At 68.8% G+C, this 23,837-nt stretch carries 22 protein-coding genes; 16 read left to right on the forward strand and 6 right to left on the reverse strand.

Features of this window, described 5'->3' with window-relative positions; translation table 11 throughout:
• Nucleotides 1-2,261 (forward strand): transglycosylase domain-containing protein (locus tag QMO76_RS28420; protein WP_372342110.1); only part of this gene is annotated, 2,261 nt, incomplete at its 5' end.
• Between the two features lie 93 nt (nucleotides 2,262-2,354).
• Nucleotides 2,355-3,983, forward strand: coding sequence for a glycosyltransferase family 87 protein (locus tag QMO76_RS28425; protein ID WP_306364544.1), 1,629 nt, complete (start codon nucleotides 2,355-2,357; stop codon nucleotides 3,981-3,983).
• Between the two features lie 75 nt (nucleotides 3,984-4,058).
• Here QMO76_RS28425 and QMO76_RS28430 read toward each other — a convergent pair whose 3' ends face one another.
• A complete protein-coding gene (locus QMO76_RS28430; RefSeq protein ID WP_306364417.1) occupies nucleotides 4,059-5,531 on the reverse strand; it encodes a TerD family protein in 1,473 nt (490 codons plus the stop codon).
• A 126-nt stretch (nucleotides 5,532-5,657) separates the two neighbouring features.
• Here QMO76_RS28430 and QMO76_RS28435 point away from each other — a divergent pair, with 126 nt between their 5' ends.
• The 7 genes from QMO76_RS28435 (at nucleotide 5,658) to QMO76_RS28465 (ending at nucleotide 11,333) form a co-directional block, all read left to right on the forward strand.
• Complete coding sequence (locus QMO76_RS28435) at nucleotides 5,658-6,281, forward strand: AIM24 family protein (protein ID WP_306364418.1); 624 nt, start codon at nucleotides 5,658-5,660, stop codon at nucleotides 6,279-6,281.
• A 13-nt stretch (nucleotides 6,282-6,294) separates the two neighbouring features.
• Nucleotides 6,295-6,996, forward strand: coding sequence for an AIM24 family protein (locus QMO76_RS28440; RefSeq protein WP_306364419.1), 702 nt, complete (start codon nucleotides 6,295-6,297; stop codon nucleotides 6,994-6,996).
• Nucleotides 6,997-7,156: 160 nt separating this feature from the next.
• Nucleotides 7,157-7,909: an AIM24 family protein gene (locus QMO76_RS28445; protein WP_306364545.1), complete on the forward strand. Its 753-nt coding sequence runs from the start codon at nucleotides 7,157-7,159 to the stop codon at nucleotides 7,907-7,909.
• Between the two features lie 96 nt (nucleotides 7,910-8,005).
• A complete protein-coding gene (locus tag QMO76_RS28450; protein ID WP_306364420.1) occupies nucleotides 8,006-8,824 on the forward strand; it encodes a hypothetical protein in 819 nt (272 codons plus the stop codon).
• 76 nt (nucleotides 8,825-8,900) lie between these two features.
• The gene (gene dhaK / locus QMO76_RS28455; RefSeq protein WP_306364421.1) at nucleotides 8,901-9,902 is read left to right on the forward strand and encodes a dihydroxyacetone kinase subunit DhaK; all 1,002 of its coding nucleotides are present in this window, start codon (nucleotides 8,901-8,903) and stop codon (nucleotides 9,900-9,902) included.
• On the forward strand, nucleotides 9,902-10,519 hold the full coding sequence (gene dhaL / locus QMO76_RS28460) for a dihydroxyacetone kinase subunit DhaL (protein WP_306364422.1): 618 nt from the start codon (nucleotides 9,902-9,904) through the stop codon (nucleotides 10,517-10,519). Before dhaK ends, dhaL begins: the two co-directional genes overlap by 1 nt.
• A 58-nt stretch (nucleotides 10,520-10,577) precedes the next feature.
• Nucleotides 10,578-11,333, forward strand: a complete 756-nt coding sequence (locus QMO76_RS28465) for an isocitrate lyase/phosphoenolpyruvate mutase family protein (protein ID WP_306364423.1) — start codon at nucleotides 10,578-10,580, stop codon at nucleotides 11,331-11,333.
• Between the two features lie 4 nt (nucleotides 11,334-11,337).
• Here the strand turns inward: QMO76_RS28465 and QMO76_RS28470 are convergent, their stop codons facing one another.
• From QMO76_RS28470 to QMO76_RS28485, 4 genes are all read right to left on the reverse strand, one after another.
• Complete coding sequence (locus QMO76_RS28470; RefSeq protein WP_306364424.1) at nucleotides 11,338-12,183, reverse strand: HAD family hydrolase; 846 nt, start codon at nucleotides 12,181-12,183, stop codon at nucleotides 11,338-11,340.
• Nucleotides 12,183-14,873, reverse strand: a complete 2,691-nt coding sequence (locus QMO76_RS28475; protein ID WP_306364425.1) for a phosphoribosyltransferase domain-containing protein — start codon at nucleotides 14,871-14,873, stop codon at nucleotides 12,183-12,185. The genes QMO76_RS28470 and QMO76_RS28475 overlap by 1 nt, the downstream gene beginning before the upstream one ends.
• Entirely contained in the window at nucleotides 14,870-16,027 is a 1,158-nt protein-coding gene (locus tag QMO76_RS28480; RefSeq protein ID WP_306364546.1) for an HpcH/HpaI aldolase/citrate lyase family protein, read from the reverse strand. The genes QMO76_RS28475 and QMO76_RS28480 overlap by 4 nt, the downstream gene beginning before the upstream one ends.
• A gap of 95 nt (nucleotides 16,028-16,122) precedes the next feature.
• Nucleotides 16,123-17,322 (reverse strand): hypothetical protein, encoded by a 1,200-nt coding sequence (locus QMO76_RS28485; RefSeq protein ID WP_306364426.1) that lies wholly within the window; start codon nucleotides 17,320-17,322, stop codon nucleotides 16,123-16,125.
• A 202-nt stretch (nucleotides 17,323-17,524) separates the two neighbouring features.
• Between QMO76_RS28485 and QMO76_RS28490 the strand changes: the two genes are divergently transcribed.
• The 3 genes from QMO76_RS28490 (at nucleotide 17,525) to QMO76_RS28500 (ending at nucleotide 19,996) form a co-directional block, all read left to right on the forward strand.
• Nucleotides 17,525-18,100, forward strand: a complete 576-nt coding sequence (locus tag QMO76_RS28490; RefSeq protein WP_306364427.1) for a TerD family protein — start codon at nucleotides 17,525-17,527, stop codon at nucleotides 18,098-18,100.
• A 94-nt stretch (nucleotides 18,101-18,194) separates the two neighbouring features.
• Nucleotides 18,195-19,304 (forward strand): DUF475 domain-containing protein, encoded by a 1,110-nt coding sequence (locus tag QMO76_RS28495; protein WP_306364428.1) that lies wholly within the window; start codon nucleotides 18,195-18,197, stop codon nucleotides 19,302-19,304.
• Between the two features lie 92 nt (nucleotides 19,305-19,396).
• Nucleotides 19,397-19,996 carry a Tellurium resistance gene (locus QMO76_RS28500; protein ID WP_306364429.1) on the forward strand — a complete coding sequence of 200 codons (600 nt, stop codon included), beginning with the start codon at nucleotides 19,397-19,399 and terminating at the stop codon, nucleotides 19,994-19,996.
• A gap of 26 nt (nucleotides 19,997-20,022) precedes the next feature.
• On the opposite strand, the gene QMO76_RS28505 is transcribed toward QMO76_RS28500, so the two are convergent.
• Nucleotides 20,023-21,336 carry a glycosyltransferase family 87 protein gene (locus QMO76_RS28505; protein WP_306364547.1) on the reverse strand — a complete coding sequence of 438 codons (1,314 nt, stop codon included), beginning with the start codon at nucleotides 21,334-21,336 and terminating at the stop codon, nucleotides 20,023-20,025.
• Nucleotides 21,337-21,603: 267 nt separating this feature from the next.
• On the opposite strand from QMO76_RS28505, the gene rpsF reads away from it, so the two are divergent.
• From rpsF to rplI, 4 genes are all read left to right on the forward strand, one after another.
• Nucleotides 21,604-21,894, forward strand: coding sequence for a 30S ribosomal protein S6 (gene rpsF / locus QMO76_RS28510; protein ID WP_306364430.1), 291 nt, complete (start codon nucleotides 21,604-21,606; stop codon nucleotides 21,892-21,894).
• Between the two features lie 102 nt (nucleotides 21,895-21,996).
• Complete coding sequence (locus QMO76_RS28515; RefSeq protein ID WP_306364431.1) at nucleotides 21,997-22,557, forward strand: single-stranded DNA-binding protein; 561 nt, start codon at nucleotides 21,997-21,999, stop codon at nucleotides 22,555-22,557.
• A 58-nt stretch (nucleotides 22,558-22,615) separates the two neighbouring features.
• Nucleotides 22,616-22,867 carry a 30S ribosomal protein S18 gene (gene rpsR / locus QMO76_RS28520; RefSeq protein WP_306364548.1) on the forward strand — a complete coding sequence of 84 codons (252 nt, stop codon included), beginning with the start codon at nucleotides 22,616-22,618 and terminating at the stop codon, nucleotides 22,865-22,867.
• A 17-nt stretch (nucleotides 22,868-22,884) separates the two neighbouring features.
• On the forward strand, nucleotides 22,885-23,349 hold the full coding sequence (gene rplI / locus QMO76_RS28525) for a 50S ribosomal protein L9 (protein ID WP_306364432.1): 465 nt from the start codon (nucleotides 22,885-22,887) through the stop codon (nucleotides 23,347-23,349).
• Nucleotides 23,350-23,837 lie beyond the last annotated feature (488 nt).

Genomic DNA, 23,837 nt, shown 5'->3' on the forward strand with positions numbered 1-23,837 from the left:
GCCGACCCGGTGGCGGCAGCGGCGGCAGCGGCAGCGGCGGTTCCCGCCCTGGCGCGGGCCGTAAGCGCTCGCCGTGGAAGATCGTGCGCCGCACCCTCTACGTGCTGCTGGCGCTGGGCATCATCCTGCCCAGCACGGTCTTCCTGCTCGCCTACTCGACCGCGTCGGTGCCGCGTCCTGGCGATCTGAAGAACAACCAGGTCGCCCTGATCTACGCCAATGACGGCAGTACGGTGCTGTCCAAGGTCGTTCCGCCCGAGGGCAACCGCACCGACGTCACCATCGACCAGATCCCGCCGCACGTGCGCAATGCCGTGATGGCGGCCGAGGACCGCGACTTCTACACCAATCCGGGCTTCTCCTTCAGCGGTTTCGCCCGCGCGCTGCGCGACAACCTGATGGGCAAGGACACCGCGGGCGGTGGCTCCACCATTACGCAGCAGTATGTGAAGAACGCGCTGGTCGGCAACGAGCGCTCGCTCACCCGCAAGATGCGCGAGCTGGTCATCTCGGTCAAGATGGCGCAGGAGTGGTCCAAGGACGACATTCTCACCGCTTACCTGAACACCATCTACTTCGGGCGCGGCGCGTACGGCATCGACGCGGCGGCCAAGGCGTACTTCGGCAAACCGGTGCAGGAGTTGACCGTTTCCGAGGGCGCGGTGCTGGCGGCGACCATTCAGCAGCCGTCCAACCTGGACCCGGAGAAGAATCCGACGGGCGCCGAGGAGCGCTGGAAGTACGTGCTCGACGGCATGGTCTCCAGTGGCAAGCTGCCGGCCGCCGAACGCGCGAACATTCAGTTCCCGCAGGTGGTCCCGATCGCCTCGCTGGGTGACAAGAGTCTGGACCAGGGCCCGGAGGGCCTGATCAAATCCAAGGTGCTGGAGGAGCTGAGCGCCGCCGGCATCAGCGAACAGCAGCTCAATACCGAGGGACTGCAGATCACCACCACCATCGACCCGCAGGCGCAGCAGGCCGCCGTGGACGCGGTGACCTCGAATATGCAGGGCGAGCCGGAGAATCTGCGCACCGCCGTGGTGTCGGTGGATCCGCAGACCGGCGCCGTGCGCGCGTACTACGGCGGCGACAACGGCGCGGGCTTCGACTTCGCCAGCGCGGGCCTGCCCGCCGGTTCCGCGTTCAAGGTATTCGGCCTGGCGCAGAACCTCGAGATGGGCAAGCCGCTGTCCACGCTGTACGACAGCTCCCCGGTCTCCGTGAACGGCATAAAGATCACCAATGTCGAGGGCGAGCAGTGCGGTACGTGCACCATCGCCGAGGCGTTGAAACGCTCGCTCAACACCAGCTTCTACCGCATGATGCTGGACATGCCGGGCAACGGCCCGCAGAAGATCGCCGATATGGCGCACAAGCTGGGCATTCCGGACAGCATCCCGGGCGTGGGCGATACGCTCACCGAGCCGGGCGGCGTCGGCCCGAACAACGGCATCGTCCTGGGCCAGTACCAGGTGCGGGTGCTGGATATGGCCTCGGCGTACGCCACCCTGGCCGCCTCCGGCGTCTACCACGCGCCGCACTTCGTGCAGAAGGTCGTCGCCTCCGACGGCACCGTCCTGCTCGATCGCGGTGAGGTGGCCGGTGAGCAGCGCGTCTCGTCCGCGGTGGCCGACAATGTGTCCGCCGCCATGGAGCCCATCGCCGCGTACTCGCGCAACCACGGCTTGGCGGGCGGCCGGGTGTCCGCTTCCAAGACCGGCACCCACCAGCTCGGCGACACCGGCGAGAACCGCGACGCGTGGATGGTCGGCTACACCCCGCAGCTGTCCACCGCGGTGTGGGTCGGCACCGAGCAGGGTGATCCACTGCGCGGTGCGAGCGGCATGATCTACGGCTCCGGGCTGCCGTCCGACATCTGGAAGGACACCATGGACGGCGCGCTCGAGGGCCAGCCGAAGGTGAAGTTCCCGAAGCCGGGCGCCATCGGCGGCCAGGCCGGTGTGCCATCGTGGTCGGCCCCGTACACCGCGCCGTCGTCCGAGGCCCCGGCGGAGCCGCCGGTGGTCATCACCCAGAGCCCGGTGCAGGTGGGGCCGTTCACGCTGAATATTCCGGGGCTGGCGCCGAATCCGCAGCAACAGACCCCGCAGAACATGCCGCAGAATCAGAGCCCCTCCGATGACGGACCGCTGCCCGGCCAGCCGGTCGCGCCGTCGGACGGCACACCGCTGACGACCGCGCCCGCGCCCACACCGCGGTCGGACAATGGCAACGGCTACGGGTCACCGAACAACCGGTAGCCTCTTGCCGTGATCGAGCAGGAGTTGGTGCGCGCGCCGCTGGCCGACGAGCACTCGTCGGCCGGCGGCGCGGACACGGGCGGGGGACGGCCGATGCGCGAAATATCGGGGCGGTACGCCGCACCCGCGCCGCTGGCGTGGGATCTGCGCTCCGCCGATGATCGGGACAAGCCCAGTCGCAACGACTCCCTGGTCGCCCAACTGAGCACCCTCACCGGTGGTCCGGTCGGCGATCACGCGCTGATCGGGCGGGTGCGGTTCTGGACGCCCATGCGGGTGCTGTTCGCCTTCGCGGTGATCTTCCTGGCGCTCGGCTGGGGCAGCAAGGCCCCGTGCATTCAGCAGACCGTCGACGACAACGGGGTCATCGGCCTGGACTGGAACGACGGCCGCCAGTACATCGCCATGTGCTATTCGGATACGGTGCCGCTCTACGGGGCCGAGCGCCTGAACGAGGGCGCGTTCCCGTACAAGAAGCAGTGGACCGAGACCGGACCGGACGGCGAACCGCAGGTGCGGTACATGGAGTATCCGGTGCTGTCGGGCCTGTACCAGTACGGATCCATGCAGGTCGCCAAGACCTGGGACGCCGCCTCCCAGCTGTGGGGCCTGCCGGGCGCGCTGCAGGTGGTCATCTACTTCAATGTGGTGGCGCTGGGGCTGGCCATGGCGTGGCTGGTGACGGTGTGGGCAACCGCGCTGCTGGCCGGTCGCCGCGTCTGGGATGCGGCGCTGGTGGCGTGCTCGCCGCTGGTGCTGGTGCACGCGTTCACCAATTTCGACGCTCTCGCAACGGCTTTCGCGGCCGGTGGCCTGCTGGCGTGGGCGCGGCGGCGACCGGTGCTGGCGGGGGTGCTGCTGGGCCTGGGTGGTGCGGCCAAGCTGTATCCGCTGCTGCTGCTCGGACCGATCCTGGTGCTGTGCCTGCGCGCCGAGCGGCTCGGGGACGAGGGTTACGGCACCTCGCTGTCCTGGCATCGGCTGGGCCCCATGCGTTCCGGGCTGACGGCCGTCGCCGCCGCGGCCGGTACCTGGGTGGCGGTGAATCTGCCCATCGCGGTGCTGTACCCCAACGGCTGGTGGGAGTTCTTCCGGCTCAACACCGAACGGCACGCGGATCCGGATTCGGTGTACAACGTCATCACCTCCTTCACCGGCTGGGCCGGATTCGACGGCTACCTGAATTCCGGTGAGACGCCGTCGATCCTGAATCTGGTGTCGCTGCTGCTGTTCCTGGCCGCCTGTGCGGGCATCGCCTGGGTCGCGCTGACGGCGGCGCGGCGACCGCGCCTGGCGCAGCTGGCCTTCCTGGTGGTGGCGGCCTTCCTGCTCACCAACAAGGTATGGAGTCCGCAGTACTCGCTGTGGCTGGTGCCGCTGGCGGTGCTGGCGCTGCCGCATCGGCGAATCCTGTTGGCGTGGATGACCGTCGACGCACTGGTGTGGGTGCCGCGGATGTACTACTACCTCGGCGAGGACCGCAAGGGCGTACCGGAGCAATGGTTCACCGGCACGGTGATCCTGCGCGATATCGCGGTGGTCGCGTTGTGCGTCCTGATAGTTCGGCAGATCTACCGCCCCGCCGAGGATCTCGTGCGCCGGGACGGAGCCGACGATCCGGTGGGCGGCGTACTCGACCACACGGCGGATCCGGTTTTCCCGTGGCTGCCGCGCCCACTGCGGCCGCGGCCGGGCCGGGTCGCCGCGGCCGCCCACCGGTGACCGGTCCGCGAATACCACGGCGCCCGCGAACCACTCCGGTTCGCGGGCACCCGCTCTCGTCCTTGCCGGCGCGGCTCAGCCGCCGATGAAGCGGGCCAGCTGCGGGACCGCCTCGCCCGGATGCTTGGCCTGGAAGCCCTCGCCGATGGCCTCCATCTTCCAGTCCGATCCGGACTTGGACAGCTTCGCCATCGCCATGGCGGTGAAGGGCATGCCGCCCGCCAGGGTGAAGCGCGCCAGCTCCCTGTCGCCATTGGCGTCCACCAGTCGGCAGAAGGCATTGGTGACCTGCTCGAAGGTGTGCCCCTTGTAGGAGGTCACGATGAACAGCATGGTGGTGACCGGAGCGGGAACCCGGGTGAGGTCCACCATGATCTGCTCGTCGTCGCCCGCGCCCTCACCGGTGAGGTTGTCACCGGAGTGGCGGATGGAGCCGTCCTTGGAGGTCAGGCTGCCGTAGTAGACGACATCCATCACGTTCATGCCCGCGAACAGGATCACCGAGGCGTCCAGGTCGATATCCACGGCCCGGCTGCCGAACATGCCGCCGCGCTTGACCGGATCCCAGCCCAGACCCATCCGCACATAGGTCAGCGCCTGGCCGCCCTCCTTGCGGAGGTTGACGCGCTGACCCTTGACCAGGCTGACCGCGCCGCCGGACTGCGGCAGGTCGCGATCGGGTGCGGGGCCGGACGGTGGGAAGCCGGGTGCGGCACCGCCGGGAGCACCCTGCCCCGGCGGCGGATAACCACCGGGACCGCCCGGCGGGAAGCCGCCCTGCGGCGCGTAATCCGGTGCGGGCGGCGGGTAGCCCTGTCCCGGCGGCGGATAGCCCTGACCGGGCGGCGGGTAGCCACCCTGCCCCGGCGGTGGATAGCCACTCTGTCCCGGGGGCGGGTAACCGCCCTGTCCGGGCGGCGGGTAGCCACCGGCGGGCGGGTAGTCCGGCACGGGCGGCGGGTACTGACCCGGCGGCGGGGTGGCCGGGGTCGGCGGGACGGGCGCCTGCGGCTGCGGCGGCGGTGCCTGCTGTTGTCCGGCCGGTTCGTTCACCTGCACACCGTGATCGGTGACCAGCGCGGCGAAACCACCGGCGTAGCCCTGCCCGACGGCGCGCACCTTCCAACCGCCCTGGCGCCGATACAGTTCCAGCGCGATCACGATGGATTCGCTGCTGAGCCCCTCGATCCGGTACTCGAACAACGGGTTCCCGGACTGGTCGGACACGTAGGCGACGGGCGCGGGAATCTGCCCGAAGCTGCCGCCGGGCGTGTCGAGCGTGATGACGGCCCGGATCTGCGCGATGTCGGCGGGCACCGCCGACAGCGACACCGCCAGCGCGGCGGGCTGCCCCGACGACGCGGGTTGCAGGTTCACGCCGGGACCGCTGGGCTGGTTGAAGAAGACGAAATCGGCGTCGGAGCGGACCTTTCCGTTCTCGGTGACCAGCAGTGCGGACACATCCGCGGGCGCGCCGATCTGAACCGAGATCACGACGTCGTTGACGGCCAGCGGACCGTTCTGGCCCTTAACCAGTGTTGCGGACAAGATCGACCCTTCGCTTGTCGGTGCGTTCGTCAGCCACTCTACGAGAAACACGCCGTACCTGCGCCGAGGGTTTTCGGTTAGGGTTGCGGCGACAGTCCGAGTACCCCCGGGGGACATGAACCACCCATGGCGCAGTTGTTCGAAAAATCGAAGAGGGTCATCGAGGCGCAGCTCGCCGGGGGCAGTATCCGGGCGATCTCCGGGTCGATGGTGGCCTATGAGGGAAACATCCAGTTCAAGAGCGCCGGTTTCGGCGGCGGCGACGGCGTGCTGGCGGGCCTGAAGCGCCGTGCCACCGGCGAATCGCTCTCACTCATGGAGTGTTCGGGCAACGGGCGGGTCTTCTTCGCCGTGAACGGCCAGGACGTCACCGTGGTGAACCTGAACAACGACACGCTCCAGGTGGAGTCGCAGCAGCTGCTGGCCTTCGCCGGAAATCTGCGCACCGACGTGACCTTCGCGGGCCTGCGCGGCGGAGCCACGGGCGCGGGCCTGTTCACCACCAAGGTGACCGGCCAAGGTCAGGTGGCGCTGCTGTCGGCGGGCGGCCCGCTCATTCATCTGGAGGTGTCGCCGCAGTATCCGCTGGTGGTGGATCCGGATGCGTTCGTGGCGGCACGCGGCAATCTGAATCAGTCCTTCGTGACCGATGTTTCGTGGCGGTCGGTCATGGGCCAGGGTGGCGGGGAGGCGTTCTCGCTGCGCTGGGAAGGGCAGGGCGTGGTGTCGATCCAGCCCGCCGAGCGGTGAGAGGGCGCACGCGATGTTCGAGAAAGTGAACAGCAAGGTCGTCAAGGTCCACGCGGGCCAGGCGGGCGGCGTGGTCGCGCGCACCGGCGCGATGCTCTTCTACCAGGGCGATATCTCCTTCTCCCCGCACCAGATCCCCGGCGCGAGCCAGCTGGGCGGCATGGGCGGTCTGATGGGCATGGCCGGGCGCATGATGACGGGCGAGCACGAGCGCACCATGCTGGCCCAGGGCAACGGCGAGGTGCACTACGGGTTCGCGGGTCTGGAGGTGCATGTGGTGCACATGCAGCCCGGCGCGACCCTGCGCGTGGAGGCGTCGCGGCTGCTGGCCAACACCGCCGGGTTGCAGAGTTCGGTTGTGTCGGTGGCGGGTTCGGGCGGCCAGGGCGGTCGCGGCGGCGGCCTGATGGGCGCGCTGCGCGGCGCGGCGGCCGGAGTGCTGACCGGGCAGGGCCTGTTCACCACCCAGCTGTCCGGTCAGGGCGCGGCGGTGCTGCTCGGCCACGGCGGATTCATCGAATTACAGGTCGGCGGACCGAATCCGGTGGTGGTGGACCCGCAGGCGTTCGTGGCGGCCTACGGCAACGTGCAGACGGAACTGAAGGCGGCGATGAGCTGGCGCGACGCGGTCGGGCGCGGTTCGGGCGAGGCGATGCAGCTGCACTGCGTCGGCCAAGGCGTCGTATACGTGCAGGCATCCGAAGAGAAGCTGTGAAGCGATGAGTTACCAGAATCCTCAGGGCGGCTACCCGAATCAGCCTGGCGGCTACCAGCCCGGCTACCAGCAGCCCGGCGGATACCCCAATCAGCAAGGGGGATACCAGGATCCGGGTCAGCAGCAGTTCGCGGGCGGGCATCAGGGCCAGCAGCCGCAGATGCTGAGCCCGATGAATCTCGGTGAGAGCGACAATCTTCCGGGCAACCACTACGCCTTCTGCATCGATCTCACCCAACCCTGGTTCATGCGCAAGGGCGCGATGATCGCCTACTACGGCGATATGCGGTTCCAGTCGCTCGCGCACGGCTTGCAGGGCAATCTCATGCACATGGTGTCGCAGCAGTTCTCGGCGCCGCTGTTCACCGGCGACTACGTGGTGGCGGAGGGCCACGGGAAGCTGATCATCGGCGACCGCGGCTACGACATCAACTCCTACGACCTCGACGACGGCAACCTGACCGTGCGCGCCGCGAATCTGCTGGCCTTCGAGCCCGGCCTGTCGCTGAACCAGTCGATCGTGCCCGGCTTCCTCACCCTCATCGGCACCGGCAAGTTCCTGGCCTCCTCCAACGGCCCGGTCATGTTCGCCGAACCGCCGCTGCGGGTGGATCCGGAGGCGCTGGTGGGCTGGGCGGACTGCCCCTCGCCGAGCCATCACTACGACGAGCGCTGGATCTCCAGCTTCCTGGCGGCCGGGGCGGCGCGCTTCGGCGTGAATTCCGGTGAGGAGCGGCAGTTCGACTTCACCGGCGCGGGCACCGTGCTCATCCAGTCGTCGGAGAAGGTGCTCGACGATTCCCACCTGGTCCGGACCCTCGAGGGCCAGCTCCAGAGCGGGATCACGCCGAGCGGTCTGCAACGCCTGCACAGTGTGATCATGCAGCAGTTGAACGCCCAGCAGCAGCACTGATCGGCGACACCGCCGAGTACCGCCACCCACCGGGGCACGCCGGATGTGGGCTGTCGGTGCCCCGCCGGGAGGTCCCGCCGTGGCAGTATCGGCTGGGTGAGCGACGGTGGAGTCGATCCGGCGGCCGGACAGCGGCCGACCGGGCGCGGCGATCCGGCGGTAACGCACGAACAGTATCTGCGGGCGTTCCGGCACCCCGGCGTGTCCCGCGAACAACTGCACGACCTGCTCGACGCGGTGAACAGTTTCCTCGACACGGTCACCCCGCGCGTCGGCGAGTACGTGCCGCCGGGCGGGTGGGCCCCCGAATCCACGGCCCTGGCCTTCCGGATCGGCCGCGCGGCGGAGCAGGTGCTCGCCGAACGCGACGAAGCCGACCGCGAGCGGCGGCGAAGACGCGAGATCCGCGATCGGCTGGTCACCGCGTTGGACGCCGTGCTCGACTGTCTGCGCGTCCTCCCGGATCTCGCCGAAACCGAGGTGACTCTCGGCACCACCGCCATCAACGAGGGTTTCCAGGTGTTCGAGGACGGGTCGGTGCGCACCACGCGGGCGCAGGAGCGGGGCGCGGATATGGGCGCGCTGGAGCTGCGCCGCGCCGAACTCGACGAACTGATGACCGATGCGGTGGCCCGGCGCACCGGGTTCATGAACGAGACCGCCGACGTGCTGCGGGAACGACTCGGCGTCGCGCCCGACGGCGTCGGCATTCCGTGGGTGATCACGGCGGCCGCCCGGGGCGGGCTCGACATCGCCGAACCCTTCGAATTCGCCGCCCACCACCTGCCGACCTCACCGCTGCGTGAACTGGTGGTGCAGCTGGTGGCCGACATCGAACTCGCCCGCACCCTCGAGGACGAGACACCGCTGCTCGGCGGCGACGCGGTCACCGGCGACGACGCGAACGCGGAATAGCCGCGAATCCGACGCACGCGGGCGGCCGTGATGGGAGCCTGAATTCGGACCGGCTTTCGCCAGAAGGAGCGTTCGGGTGAAAAAGCTCATCAATCGTCCGGGGGATGTGGTCGAAACGGCGCTCGCCGGAATGGCCGCCGCCCATCCGGAATTGCGCATCGACACCAAGCAACGACTGATCGTGCGCGCGGACGCACCGGTACCGGGCAAGGTGGGCCTGGTATCCGGCGGCGGATCCGGGCACGAGCCGCTGCACGGCGGATTCGTCGGGCCCGGCATGCTCGATGCGGCATGTCCGGGGGAGATCTTCACCTCCCCGGTCCCGGACCAGATCCTCGCCGCCACCGCGGCCGTCGAGGCCGGGGCGGGCGTGCTGCACATCGTGAAGAACTACACCGGCGACGTCATGAACTTCGAGATGGCCGCCGAACTGGCCGAGGCCGAATCCGGCGGCGAGGTACGGGCGGTGGTGGTGAACGACGATGTGGCCGTGCAGGACAGCACGTACACGGCCGGGCGACGCGGCGTCGGGGCCACCGTGGTGCTGGAGAAGATGGCCGGGGCGGCGGCCGCGGCGGGCCGGCCGCTCGAGGAGGTGCTGCGGGTGGCCGAAACAGTGAACGCCCGCTCGCGCAGCATGGGGATGGCCCTGACCTCGTGCACGGTGCCCACGGCCGGGCACCCGACCTTCGAACTCGGTGACGACGAGATGGAGATCGGCATCGGTATCCACGGGGAGCCGGGACGGGAGCGGATGCCGCTCGCGCCCGCCCGCGAGACAGCCGCCGTGCTGGTCGAGCCGCTGCTCGCGGATCTGCCGTTCACCAGCGGCGATTCGGTGCTCTGCTTTGTGAACGGGATGGGCGCGACGCCGCTCATCGAGCTGTACGTCATGTTCGACGAGGTGGCGCGGATCCTGCGCGGGCAGGGCATCGACATCGCCCGGTCGCTGGTGGGGCCGTACATCACCGCGCTGGATATGGCCGGCTGCTCGGTGACCCTGACTCGACTCGACGACGATCTGGTTTCGCTGTGGGATGCGCCCGTGCGCACCCCGGCCCTGCGATGGGGGATGTGATGGCAAAACTGAACGCGGCCGCCTGGGTGCGGTCCTACGCGGCGCTGATCGATCAGCGCGCCGCCGAACTCACCGCGCTGGACGCGGCCATCGGCGACGCCGACCACGGCATCAATATGCAGCGCGGCACGGCCGCGGCGGTGGCGGCCCTGGCGGGCGCGCCCGGGGCGAGCGCCACCGAAGTGTGCAAGCAGACCGGGACGATCCTGGTGCAGACGGTGGGCGGTGCCAGCGGCCCGCTGTACGGCACCTTCTTCCTACGGGTGGCGGACGGCCTCGAATCCGCCACCGACGTAGCGACTTTCGCCAAGGCGTTCCGCGCCGGGCTGGAGGCCGTGATGGCGCGCGGCAAGGCCGAACGCGGCGACAAGACCATGGTCGACGCGCTCGCCCCGGCCGCTGACTGCCTCGACCGGCAGTTGGCCGTGGGTTCCGGCCCGGCTACCGCGCTGGAGGCGGCGGTCGCCGCCGCCGAGGCGGGCCGCAGGGCGACCGCGCCCATGCGGGCCCGCAAGGGGCGCGCGTCGTATCTGGGCGAACGCAGTATCGGACATATCGATCCCGGCGCGACGAGCGCCATGCTGCTGGTGCGCGCGGCCCGGCAGGCGCTGCGGTGAGCCGATCGGTGGGCGTTCCCCCATAGCGTCCGGCGGTTCGATGGCGCAGGATCGAGGGATGATCGAGCTGAAGGACAAGGCGGCGGCCTTTCTCGCCCTGCATCGCCCCGGCGATCCGGTGATCCTGCCGACCGTATGGGACGCCTGGTCGGCAACCCTGGTGCGGGAAGCGGGATTTCCGGCGCTCACCGTCGGCAGCCATCCACTCGCGGACGCCATGGGCAAGAGCGACCACGAGGGGATGGCGTTCACCGACGTGATCGCCCGGGTCCGCGAAATCGCCGGCGCCGTGGATATTCCGGTCTCGGTGGATATCGAATCCGGCTACGGGCTCGACGCCGAGCGCCTGGTGGAGGGGCTGCTGGAGGCGGGAGCGGTGGGCCTGAACATCGAGGACACCGTGCACAGCGAGGGCGGCCGGCTGCGCGACCCGGCCGAACACGCCGACCGGGTCGGCGCGCTGCGCCAGAGCGCCGATGCCACCGGCGTCCACCTGGTGGTCAACGCCCGCACCGACGTCTTCGTGCGACCCGCCGCCGACGCTCCGACCGACCGCTTCGACAGTGCCGTCACCCGGCTGAAACTCGCCGCCGAGGCCGGCGCCGACGTGCTCTATCCGGTCGGTCGCCACGACCCCGACGTGCTGCGCCGCCTGTGCCGCGAACTCCCGCTGCCGGTCAATGCCATCGCCGCGCCGGAGTCCGGGGAGCCTGCGGTCTTCGCCAAGGCGGGAGCGGCGCGGGTGAGCTTCGGACCGTTCCTGCAGCACGCCCTCGCCACCGAGGCCGGGCGGCTGCTGGACCGGTGGCGCTGAACGCTCAGCGGGTTTCGGAGCGGTCGAGCATCCAGTCGATCATTTCCTCACCGGCCAGAATGCCGGTGCTGCGGGTGACGGTGAGGTTGGGGTGGGTCCACGCGAGCTGCTCCAGCTCACCGTGACGGGGGCGGATGGCCGAGTCGGCGGCGCGCAGCATCTCGGCGTCGAGCGCGCCGTCCCCGGCTGCGAGCAGGCGAGCACCGGCGTGCAGCTCCCCGGCGGCGGTGAGGCGGCGGCGCACCTCGGCGACGGCCCGGCTCTTGCAGACCGCCGTGGGCATGCTGTAGATCTTGCGGCCCTGCTGGGAGGCCGACCAGCCGCGCTCCCGGCACCAGGCGTCCCAGTCGGCGAGGAAACCGTCGGGCACGAGCTTGGGTTTGACCACCAGGTAGCAGAAGAGATGGTCGGCCACCCGGAACTTGGTGGCCCAGGAGTCGTCGATGCGGGCGCGCAGTTCGGCGCTGACCTCGGAAAGCGTTGCGCTGGTGGCGCGCACCTCGGCGTCGAGGTCGATGCGCCAGCGCATATCGGGGATGCCGTTGACCAGGATATTGCCCCCGTTGCTGGTGATGGCGAATCTCCAGGGGGCACCGGGTAGTCGAATCCGGTTGAACTGCTTGATGGTTCGGGTGGTGGTCGGGATCACCGCGGCCGGGGCGGTGAGCGACGCCATGCGCTGCGCGGCGATGACGGTCATGAACGACAGCGGAGCGCCCTCCAGGTGCTCCACGCAGACCGTGCGCAACTCGGGCGTCTCCCCGAAGGCATTGCGCGAGTAGATCATCGTGCGATCGAGATCGGTGGCGATGAGGGTCTTGCGGTTCGGCGAGGGTCTTCGGTCCACCATTACTGCTTCACGTCCTTGATCAATCCCATGCAGGCGTAGGCCAGCTCGGGTACTACTTCCACGGGTACCCCGCGCGCCCGCGCGAGCATGCGGATATGGGCGTGCTCCGGGGCGTCGGCCTCGCGCACCAGCACCTTCCACGGCACTCGCCGCAGCAGCACACGGGTGGTCTCGCCGACGCCGGGTTTCACGAAATTCACGCTGGAGATGCCGTATTCGGCCCGCACCTGCTCGACCGAATCCCAACCCGCCCAGGTGGGGCTGCGGTCGGCGGCGAGGAGAGCGGCGAGACTGTCGGCCACCCGGGGGCGCACCGCCTCGAACCGTGCGCTCACGGTGTCGAGCAGGTGGCCGGACACATCGTCGGCCGCCAGTTCGCGGTAGAACTTCGCCCCGTGGAATTCGCCGGGGCCGATCAGGGTGTCGTTGAGCACGGTACGCGAGACCAGACCGGAGACCGTGGAATTCAGGCAGGCCGAGGCGATGAGGAAGTCGTCGCGGGTGCCGTAGGTGCGCACACAGCCGCCCGGGTCGGCCAGGACCGCCAACTCGTCGTCGAAGCGCGCGCCGCCCGCGGCGTGGTAGGCGTCCAGGGCCGCGGTGAGTTCGCGGGTGATGGCCCCCTTGCCGGTCCATCCGTCCACGAAGACGATCTGCGCCGGATCATGATGCCGGGCGAGGTAATCCAGTGCCACCGCGTCGATACCGCGATCGCGCACGATGGACACCGCGTAGTGCGGCACCTCCAGCGCCGGTGCGCGCCGACGCAGCCAGCGGCGCATGAGAACACCCACCGGCGTCCCGGCCCGCGCCAGCGAGACCAGCACCACCTCGTCTCCACGTTCGGCGACAACGAGTTCGGCCACCGTCGCCACGGCCAGCGCCAGTCGTTCGGCGCTCTCGTCCAGCACCCGGTCGAACAGCTCCCGATACGCGGCGTCGGGCTGATACTCCATCGGCAGCGACTCCGCGTAATGCGCCACCCCGGCCTGAATCCGCCGCTCCCGCTCCGCCACATCGGCTTCCAGATCCGCCCCGGACAAATCCTTGAGCAGCCAGGCCACCTCGTCCGGCGCGTACGACCCGAACTCCGGCCCGCGCAGGGGTTCCGGCAGCGCGCCGAGCGCGGTGCCGACGCCCGCTGTCGCACCGCTCACGGCGGTAACGCCCGCTGCGTCGGCCATGGTCGCGGCGGTCCCGGCTGCCGCCTTCGACGCCGTCCGGCAGTCGGTGCGGGCGGCGGCGAGGGCGCGGGGGTCGGCGTCGGGGACGACGGCGAGCACCACATCGGCTCCGGAGGCGGTCAGGACGTCGACGAGGCCGCCCGGCTCGGTGAGGCGCTCGGTGTCGGCGGGGGTGTCGACGACCACCAGCAGGATCGGGTCGGCCGCGCCCGGCTCGGGCCAGTGGGCGTTGTAGAGGTAGCGGGGGATGTCGTCGGGTTCCGGTGCGGTGAAACGGAATCCGCGCCGCAGTGGGTAGCCCGGCTCATCCAGCACGTACGCCGGTGACCGCGTGGTGGTCTGGTACCGGGCGGGCACGCCAGCGTCCGCCAGCGCCGCCGCCAGCCGCAGCGGCAGATACATGAACTCCTCGTGCCCGAGCACGATCACCGGCCGCACCGCCCCGGCGTGATCCGGTGTGGAACCGTTGGCAGCCTCCACGGCACCCTGGTCGTCCAGCGTCCGCACACCGCCGTGACCGGACGCGGGGTCGGCCACCAGCGCACCCGCCGCGCGGCTGCCCGGTGTTCTCCTGGTGGCGGCCTGATGGCCGGAACGCTCGTCACTCCACCAGGGCAGTGCGTCCAGTTCCCAGCGCAGCCGTTCGGCGGTGGTCGCCAGCGCCGCCTCGAAACCGGCCGCGTCGGCGGCGAGCAGGCCGTGCCGCCCGCCTTCGGGCACATCGTGCGGCCAGGGCAGTTCGATCCGGGCGAACTCGCCACGCCGGGCCGCGACCGGATTGAGCTCCGGATCAGGCAGAGCGGCAACGGATTCGATCAGCCGCTCGGGCAGCAGCGTCTGCCCGGAGGCCAGGCAGACGGTGTCGATGCGCGCGCCCAGCTCGGCGGCGGCCGCGTCGAAGGCCGCCCGGTCCGCGTCGGTGCGCATATCCACCAGCGAGGCCAGCACATAGCGCGGGCGCGGGGTGAATTCGTGCAGTGCGCGGATGGCGTCGATGGCGGTCGCGCCGGTGGAGATCTCGTCGTCGACGAGCACCATGGGCAGGTCGTTGCGGAAGATCTCGGCGGGCATGGGTTGCAGCAGGTGCGAGGTGGCGTGCGAATGGCCCTCCTCGAATCCGGTCAGGGTCTCGGCCGCCGCCACGTCGCGCCGGGTCGAGTGCAGATAGCACTCGGCCCGCATCCGCGCCGCCACGCAGTGGCCCAGACCCGTTGCGGTCTCTGCGAATCCGAGTACGACCGCCGCCACACCGCGTCCCCCGCCACCGGCCTCCCCCAGCATCTCGAGCACCAGGTCGCCCAGCCGGTTGCCCGCGTCGATCACCCGGTGCGGATCGGTGGGCAGATGTTTGCCCAGCACGGTCGAGACCAGCAGGTGCGCCCGCCGTGGATTGCGCCGCAATCCGGGTTCGATCAGCTCGGCGATGCGCCACCGCGACGGCACGAACGAATCCCCGTGCCGCAGTTCCAATCCCAGTTCCCGTGTCGCCCACGGCGCGAAGCTCACGATGCCACCAGTTCCTTCAGCAGGTCCACGAACGACACACCCTTGTTGGTGACGCCGAACACCCGGGCCCGCAGCAGGGTTTGCAAGGCCCAGCTGCGATGCGGGCGCATCTCGTTCATCTTGTTGCGGTACTCCGAGGCGGCGACGCCGCCGACGTCGGCCTCGAGAATGTGCAGCGCGTCGGCGTACTCCTCGTGGGTGACCACCGACAGGGCGTGCACCGCCGCCACGTGCGAGGGATGGATGACCGTCTTGCCCTGAATCCCGTTGGCGCGGTCCAGGGTTATCTCGCGCAGCAGCCCGTCCAGGTCGCGGCTGACCAGATACTGGCGGAAGGGCACCGCATCCGATTCCGCGAACGGCGAGGTGCGCAGCAGCGGCCGGAACATGCGCTCGTGGTCGGCGAAGTACTCCCACACCGGCCCGGTGATGGTGAATCCGGTGCCGTCCACCCGCCCGAGGTAGTTGACGATATCGGCGATCACGTCGGCCACCACTCGCACGTCGTAGATGGTGAGATCGCGGTCGCGGCGGATGCCGAAGTTGGAGCACATGTCCGTGGCACCGATGCGCACCGCGAGCACCCGCTCCCGCTGGGGCGCGAGCAGTTCGCGAATGGTCTGCAGTTCCTCGTCGCGGCTCTGCCGGTGCACCAGCGCCGGCGATTCCAGCACCGGCATGCCGAAGACGTTGCGGCCCAACCGCTCCGAGGCGGTGGTGATGGCGTCGAGGTATTTCGGTCCGCAGAAGCTGTCGAATTTGGGGAAGACGAACCCGATCAGTGCGCTGGCTCCGCCGCCGAGCATGTCCACGATCTCGCCGATGGTGTCGGCGTCGCGCACTCGCACGAACAGCAGCGGATGCGGGTCGGTGCCCGCGGCCAGGGCGTCGAGGGTGGCCACCACCTGGCGCTTGCCCAACTCCAGGTCGTGGTCGGCGACGGCGTCCTCGAGGTCGATGACCATGGAGCAGACGCCGCGTTCGGCACGCCGGGTGATGGTGGCGGTCAGGTCGGCGCGGGTGGCGGGCACGTAGAGGGTCGCGCCGAGGGCCATGGCGAGCAGTTCGCGATCGGTGGAATCGCCGAACGGTTCGGGCGCGCGATGGAACAACCGTCGGATCTCGGGACCGGGTAGTTGCCGGAAGTGGCGCAGCGGCGTGCGCTTGAAGAGCGAGACCGGGACGGCCGCGGCTTCCGGACAGGTGGCACTCGCGGTCATCTGCCCCCGTACTTTCCCTTCGTGTGTGGCTATTTCTCGGCTTTACGCATCCGGTCGACCACCCCGGCGATGAATGCGGCGGCGGCGTCCAGTTCGGACACGTATGCCCAGTAATCAGGATGCCGACCGGTCAGTCCAGCCGTGGCCCGATCGATCCGATCGGATTGAGCATCGAGTACCGAGCCCCATTCGTCGACCAGGTCTCGCTGCACGGCCAGCATCTGCGCGTCACGCAGTTTGAATCGGACGGCTTTCATCTTCTGCTGCGGGTCGGCGCGCACCTGCCGCAGCAGGGTCAGCCGGTCGGTGACGGCGTCGACCCGCGCCTCGGCGGTAGCGAGATGTGCGCGCGCGGATGTGGTCAGTTCAAGGGCGTGCTCCGGGTTGTCGTCCGCCAGCGCTTCCCGGGCTCTGGTGAGTTCGGCGGCGGCTGCGTCGATAGCTTGCTGGCTGTCTCGCTCATTGTTCGCCAAATCCGCCGAACTCGCAGCGTTGAACTCGCGCAGGAGTGTCGAGTAGGCCGTGCCGACGCGTTCCAGGCGATGCCGGGCGGCGGCCAGCCGGGTGCTCGCCGAGGACAGCGCGGTGGTAGCCGAATGTTGTTTGCCGGGAGCGTCTTCCAGCGCTCTGGACAGCGCCTTGGTACGGGCCTCCAGTGCGGTGGCGGCCTCCCGCACCTCCCCCACCGGGGCCCCCGCCACCGCCGCGTCGAGTGTGACGAGTCCCTCATCCACAGCGGTCGCGCTCCGGCGCACGGAGGGGTATCGCGCGTACGCGGACTCGTTCGCCGCCTGCCGCACCTGCTCGGCCGCCGTGCGCACCTGCAACACCAGCTGCGGCACCGCCCCCATGACCGCCACCGCATGCTCGATCTGGGCCTGATTGCCGCGGTAGAAATCGTCCACCCCGCGTGCCGCGTCGGCGAGGCGGCGCACCACCATGTCGATCTCCTGCTGCGGCACCCGGAAACCCTCGCGTTCGGCCCGGTCCAGCCGCTCGGTGAGGGCGAGATACGCGGTCGCGGCGTCGTAGCACCGCGCCCGCACCGGCTCCCAGCGCGCCTCCAGACCCCGTTCCGGCTGTAGCTGCGTGGACGCGGTGGCCCCCGCCTCGGCGATGCTCTGCCGGTGATCCATGTCCAGGAACGCGGACGTCAGCAACTGCCGGGCCCGCCCCACCCACTCGTCGTCCCGGGACGACCGGAACCATCCGCGTCTACGCCCTGCCACGACCCCGATGGTAGGTGGTGACCGATGTGTCCGGCCCGCGCGTTTACGGGCTCGGCGAGCCCCGCGATTCACATCATGGCCTCAGCTTGTTCGTCACCAAGTCCCCGGAAAACGATTAGTGTCGTAGACGCAGACCCGGCGATTCGGACATTGCCGGGTTGACCACTAACGACACAAGACTTTCCAACGGAAGGATTCCCGCATGGGTGTCAGTTTGTCCAAGGGCGGCAATGTTTCGCTGACGAAGCAGGCGCCGAACCTGACCGCCGTCGCGGTCGGCCTCGGCTGGGATGTGCGGACCACCACCGGGACCGACTTCGACCTGGACGCCAGCGCCATCGGGCTGAGCACGGAGAAGAAGGCCGTGTCGGACGGCCACTTCGTGTTCTTCAACAACCTGAAGTCGCCCGAGGGCACCATCGAGCACGCGGGCGACAACCGCACCGGCGAGGGCGAGGGCGACGACGAGGTCATCAACGTCGACCTGGCCAATACGCCGCCCACCGTCGACAGCATCGTCTTCCCGGTCTCCATCTACGAAGCCGAATCGCGCGGGCAGAGTTTCGGCCAGGTCCGCAACGCCTACATCCGCGTGGTGGACCGGTCCAACGGCACCGAGCTGGCCCGCTACGACCTCTCCGAGGACGCCTCCACCGAGACCGCCATGGTCTTCGGTGAGCTGTACCGCAACGGTGCGGAGTGGAAGTTCCGCGCCATCGGCCAGGGCTACGCCTCCGGTCTGTCGGGCATCGCCCGCGATTTCGGTGTGAACGTCTAGCGCTGACGCTCACGGTCGAAGGGGCTCGGGAGATCCGAGCCCCTTCGGCGTATATCCTCGCGCCCCGACCAACTTTCCAGAAAGGCCACAGCCGGTGCGAATATTCGGCCTCTCCATTCTCGTCACGATCCTCTCGCTGATCGTGGCGTTTGTGTACGGCGGACCGACCGCCCTGGCGCTGTGCGCCATCCTGGGCATCCTCGAGGTGTCGCTGTCCTTCGACAACGCGGTCATCAACGCCACCGTTCTCCAGCGGATGAGTGAGTTCTGGCAGAAGATCTTCCTCACCATCGGCATCCTCATCGCCGTCTTCGGCATGCGCCTGGTGTTCCCGCTGGCGATCGTCTGGATCACCGCGGGTCTGAGCCCGGTGCAGGCGTTCGACCTAGCGCTGAATCCGCCCGCCGACGGCGCGCTCACCTTCGCCGACGGCAGCCCCAGCTACGAGAAGCTGCTCACCGACGCGCATCCGCAGATCGCCTCCTTCGGCGGCGCGTTCCTGCTCATGCTGTTCCTGAACTTCATCCTCGCCGAGCGCGAGATCACCTGGCTGAGCTGGCTGGAGCGGCCGCTGGCCCGCCTCGGCAAGCTCGACATGCTGGCCGTGGTGCTGGCGCTGGTCGGCGTGGTGGTGACCGCGGAGTTCGTCTCCGACGAAGCGCACCGTTCGACCGTGCTGCTGGGCGGCATCCTCGGCATCGTGACCTACGTCGTGGTGGACGGCCTCGGTTCGATGTTCCACACCGACGAGATGGTCGAGGAGGCCGAGCGCTCCGCCGGACCGTCCGGGCTGGCCAAGGCCACCGGCAAGGCGGGCTTCTTCCTGTTCCTCTACCTGGAGGTCCTGGACGCGTCGTTCTCCTTCGACGGCGTCATCGGCGCGTTCGCCATCACCTCGGATCCGATCATCATCGCGCTGGGCCTGGGCCTGATCGGCGCCATGTTCGTCCGCTCCATCACCGTGTACCTGGTGCGCAAGGGCACCCTGTCGGAGTACGTGTACCTGGAGCACGGCGCGCACTGGGCCATCGGTGCGCTGGCGTTCATCCTGCTGATCTCGATCGGCGTGCACGTCAACGAGATCATCACCGGTCTCGTCGGTGTCGCCTTCATCGGCGCGGCCTTCATCACCAGCGTTATGCGCAACCGGCGTGAGGCCGAGCCCGAATCAGTGGGTGACAAGGAAGTCACACCGGTAGGCTGAGTCTCGCCTAGCCATCGACTTCCCGCACCCGCCAACCACATTCGGCGTGGCGGGTGCGGGAAGGTCATCAAATCCCTGAGGGGGGATGCGGTGTGAACCAGTCCAAGGTCACGCTATCCAAGGCCACGCCGTCGGTGAACCTCACCAAGCCCGGCGACAGCCAGGGCGCCATGCGCGTCAACCTCAACTGGTCGCAGGGCCGCAAGCGGGGGCTGTTCAAGCGTTCCAGCGCAATCGATCTCGACCTCGGCTGCCTCTACGAACTGGCCGACGGCACCAAGGGGGTGGTGCAGGCCATCGGCAACAACTTCGGATCGCTGGACGCCGCCCCGTACATCAGGCTCGACAGCGACGATCGCACCGGCGCTGCCACCGGCGGTGAGACCATGCACATCAATCTGGCGCGGCCCGAGGTGTTCCGGCGCGTCCTGATCTTCGCCTTCATCTACGAGGGCGTGCCGAACTGGGCCGCGGCCGACGGGGTGGTCACCCTCTACCCGACCGACGGCCGCGAGATCGAGGTGCGGCTGGACTCCCCGGTCGACGGCGCCCGATCCTGTGCGGTGGCGCTGCTGGACAGCAGCGGCGGCGGGCTGACCGTGCACCGGGAAGTCAACTACGTCAACGGGAATCAGAGCGCAGTCGACCGCGCCTACGGGTGGGGTATGGACTGGCAGCCCGCCCGCAAGTAGGCGCGCGGCGTACACCGCGCGCCGGGTCAGTGCGAGACGGGCACCAGGTCGCGCCGCTCACCGGCGAAGGGATCGGGTACGGCGCGCCTGCCGCGCGGGGCGGCCCGCAGGAAGGCGAAGAAGAAGACCACCAGCAGGGCGGCGCGACCCCAGACGCCGAACTGCACGATGTTCTCCTCCACCTCCGCGGTGTAGCCGGAGCCCAGGGCGTAGAAGTACCGGAAGACGCCGATGCCGATGGCGGCGTCGGCCAGCAGGTAGCCCGCGACCGCCGTCCACGGCACCTCGAGCAGCACCAGGAACGGGATCAACCACAGGGTGTACTGCGGTGAATGCACCTTGTGGAACAACAGGAATCCGCACAGCATGGCGCCGCTCACGCCGATCCACGGATACCGGCCCGCGGTGGCGTGCCGCCGCCAGCCCAGCCACATGGCCAGCGCGAAAGAGGCCAGCACCAGGGCGGGCGAGGCCAGCGAGACCACGTCCTGGAAGCCGCGTTCGGCCTCCGTGCCGGGCTCGAACAGCGGCCGCAGCCCCCAGTACCAGATGGAATTGGTGGTGATGTCGGCCTGACGCAGCTGCTGGAAGGTGATCGAGGCCCGCCAGCCTTCGTAGCCGGCCAGGGCGAAGGGCAGATTCACCGCCACCACCGTGCCGACGGCCGCCGCGAAGACCGCGAACGCGCCGCGCACGTCGTACCCGCGCAGGCTCCGCCCGGTGACCAGGACGTAGACGGCCAAGGGCAGCACGAAGATGCCCGGATACAGCTTCAGGCAGAACCCGAGCCCCAGCAGCACCGCCGCCGCGATGCCCCGGGTCCGCACCGAATACCGCGTCGGCACCGTCATGACGTAGACCGCGGCCACGGCGGTGCAGACCACGGGCAGTTCCCAGTTGTGGAAGGCGTAGAGCACCAGCGGCGGTCCGGCGGACCACAGCAGCGCGGCCGGACCGGACAGTCGGCCCAGCATCCAGGCGGTCAGCAGGGCGAACGGGGCCAGCAGCAGCGCGGAGTGCAGCAGGAAGGCCGCGTCGTCGTGCGCGCCGAGCGCGCCGAGCCACATCAGCAGCCCGCTCAGCACCGGATATTCGACCGCACCGCCGGTCAGCATGCCGTCGGCGGTGATCCCGCCCGAGACGTACGGGAACACGTGCTCGTTGATATCGCGTCCCAACCAGAGGAACTGGATATCGGAGTAGCAGACGTCGGAGTCCTTGATCGTGTCGAACACGGTGCTGCGGCCGTCACCGGTGAACGGGCCGCCGGCGCAGCGCGCCTTGTTCAGATACGCCAGCACCAGGGTGACCCCGCACACCAGTACCGAGGTCAGCGCCATGCCCAGTCTGCCCGCGCCCCCGAGACGGCCGACGGTGCTCTGGTCGGCGACCGGCTCGATGGCGGCGGGTCGGTTCGGCATGGCACCCACCCTAGGCCGCGTATCCTCGACCGACCGCCTCATCCCACCGGAACTTTCGCCGAATCCGCCCCCCGCACGGTGCCCGAGCCGAACCCATGTACCCTTGTCGGGTTGCTGACGCAACGAACCCTCCTGCCCACGGACCGTCCGTGGGCCGTTCCTAGTCCACAGGAGGTGATGAGGTCCGTGCGTCATTATGAATTGATGGTCATTCTCGATCCGAGCCTGGACGAGCGCACCGTCGGCCCGAACCTGAACAGCATGCTCAATGTTGTGACGGCCGAGGGCGGCAAGGTCGACAACGTCGACATCTGGGGTCGCCGCCGCCTGGCTTACGAGATCGCGAAGCAGAGCGAAGGCATCTACGCGGTGGTCAATCTGACCGCCAACTCGGACACCGTGAGCGAGCTCGATCGTCAGCTGGGTCTGAACGAATCGGTGCTGCGCACCAAGGTGCTGCGCCTCGACAAGAAGTAAGTCCAGTCCTCCAGCAAGTGTGCTCGTAACTGTCTGTGCCCGCCTCTAGGCTGTGCGCAACAGCGAGTGCATTGCGGACTGCACCGGAGAGCAGGAGGAATAATGGCCCAAGGCGACACGGTCATCACCGTCATCGGAAACCTGACGGCTGACCCGGAACTTCGATTCACGCCCGCGGGCGCGGCCGTCGCGAACTTCACCGTCGCGTCGACCCCCCGTATGTTCGACCGTAATACCAATGAATGGAAAGACGGCGAAGCGCTTTTCCTGCGCTGCAATATCTGGCGTGAAGCTGCGGAGAATGTCGCCGAGAGTCTGACCCGGGGCTCGCGAGTGATCGTGAGCGGACGACTGAAGCAGCGCTCCTACGAAACCCGCGAGGGTGAGAAGCGCACGGTCGTCGAACTCGAGGTCGACGAGGTCGGTCCCTCGCTGCGGTATGCCACCGCGAAAGTCAACAAGACCACCCGAGGCGGTGGCGGTGGGGGCGGCTTCGGCGGCTCCGGCGGTGGCGGGAACTTCAACAACTCCGGTGGTGGCGGTGGTGGTCGAGGCGGCCAGCAGCAGAGCTCTGGCGGCTCCGGCGGCGACGACCCTTGGGGTAGCGCGCCCGCGGCCGGCTCCTTCGGGGGCGGGCGTATGGACGATGAACCGCCGTTCTAGACAACGGCATTGGAGCCTCCTCCGATGAGAGGCTCCCGAAATTACGGAGTAGATGACCATGGCCAAAGCACCGGCGCGTGAAAAGGTGCTGAAGAAGAAGGCTTGCTCCTTCTGCAAGGAGAGCAAGTCCGGCATCGTCAAGATCGATTACAAGGACACGACGATGCTCCGCAAGTATGTCTCCGACCGCGGCAAGATCCGCGCGCGTCGGGTGACCGGCAACTGCGTGCAGCACCAGCGCGATGTCGCTGTCGCCGTCAAGAACTCCCGTGAGGTGGCGCTGCTGCCTTACGTGTCCACGGCTCGCTGAGAAGGGAAGGCACAGCAATGAAGTTGATTCTTACTGCTGATGTGGACAACCTCGGTGCGCCCGGCGACACCGTGGAGGTCAAGGACGGTTACGGCCGCAATTACCTGCTGCCGCGCGGTCTGGCGATCGTCGCCACCCGTGGCGCCGAGAAGCAGGTCGCGGGCATCCGCCGGGCGCAGGACGCCCGCAAGGTGCGCGACCTCGACCACGCCAACGAGCTGAAGCAGGCCATCGAGGGCTTGGAGTCGGTTTCCCTGTCGGTGAAGACCGCGGGCACCGGCAAGCTGTTCGGCTCGGTCACCACCTCCGACGTCGCCGCCGCCATCAAGGCCGCCGGCGGGCCGGTCGTGGACAAGCGCAGCATCGAGCTGCCGAAGGCGCACATCAAGAACATCGGCAAGCACGGCGTCGTGGTGCACCTGCACCCGTCCGTGGTCGCCAAGTTCGACCTCCAGGTCTCCCCCGCCTCTCCGAGTCTTTAGCGCACAGCTGAGAGCCGTGGACCGTCGCGCACGCGTGCCGGCGGTCGGGTGCCGACCCGATTTCGGGCGTACCCGGTGAGTTACCCGGGCCTCACGAGATCAGTAGTCACGTTCGCGATCTCGTGAGGCCCGCACCTGTTTGCTCGACGATGGCTTTTGGGCGTCGACGGTGCTCGTCGGATCGGTGTGCCATTTGCCGATCCACAGCGGTTGCCGCCCTGGGGACTACTGGATGAAACCAACCTCTCCCGTTGTGTCACAGGCCACATTGCGGTCGGATGCCGTTCACTCAACACGCCCGAATGTTCATGTCCAGCGACACGCCGTACCGGTTTGATCCACAGTTGCGCACCGTGCGAATTACATCGCTACCTGGGGATTGATCTATCCGGCCCCGGTTTCTCCCCAAGCAATCCACAGGGGGTGCACAACAGCTGGTGAACAATGCCCACGTTATCCCCAGATCCGCGCACAACTCGGTTTGGCGG

The sequence above is a fragment of the Nocardia sp. CC227C genome, assembly GCF_030767025.1.
Taxonomy (GTDB): domain Bacteria; phylum Actinomycetota; class Actinomycetes; order Mycobacteriales; family Mycobacteriaceae; genus Nocardia.

Bases quoted from the DNA above. Each gene is read 5' to 3' on its own strand.
- QMO76_RS28425 (WP_306364544.1), top strand. From the start codon at position 2,355: ATGCGCGAAATATCGGGGCGGTACGCCGCACCCGCGCCGCTGGCGTGG.
- QMO76_RS28435 (WP_306364418.1), top strand. From the start codon at position 5,658: ATGGCGCAGTTGTTCGAAAAATCGAAGAGGGTCATCGAGGCGCAGCTC.
- QMO76_RS28440 (WP_306364419.1), top strand. From the start codon at position 6,295: ATGTTCGAGAAAGTGAACAGCAAGGTCGTCAAGGTCCACGCGGGCCAG.
- QMO76_RS28445 (WP_306364545.1), top strand. From the start codon at position 7,157: ATGCTGAGCCCGATGAATCTCGGTGAGAGCGACAATCTTCCGGGCAAC.
- dhaL (WP_306364422.1), top strand. From the start codon at position 9,902: ATGGCAAAACTGAACGCGGCCGCCTGGGTGCGGTCCTACGCGGCGCTG.
- QMO76_RS28465 (WP_306364423.1), top strand. From the start codon at position 10,578: ATGATCGAGCTGAAGGACAAGGCGGCGGCCTTTCTCGCCCTGCATCGC.
- QMO76_RS28470 (WP_306364424.1), bottom strand. From the start codon at position 12,183: ATGGTGGACCGAAGACCCTCGCCGAACCGCAAGACCCTCATCGCCACC.
- QMO76_RS28490 (WP_306364427.1), top strand. From the start codon at position 17,525: ATGGGTGTCAGTTTGTCCAAGGGCGGCAATGTTTCGCTGACGAAGCAG.
- QMO76_RS28505 (WP_306364547.1), bottom strand. From the start codon at position 21,336: ATGGCGCTGACCTCGGTACTGGTGTGCGGGGTCACCCTGGTGCTGGCG.
- QMO76_RS28515 (WP_306364431.1), top strand. From the start codon at position 21,997: ATGGCCCAAGGCGACACGGTCATCACCGTCATCGGAAACCTGACGGCT.
- rpsR (WP_306364548.1), top strand. From the start codon at position 22,616: ATGGCCAAAGCACCGGCGCGTGAAAAGGTGCTGAAGAAGAAGGCTTGC.
- rplI (WP_306364432.1), top strand. From the start codon at position 22,885: ATGAAGTTGATTCTTACTGCTGATGTGGACAACCTCGGTGCGCCCGGC.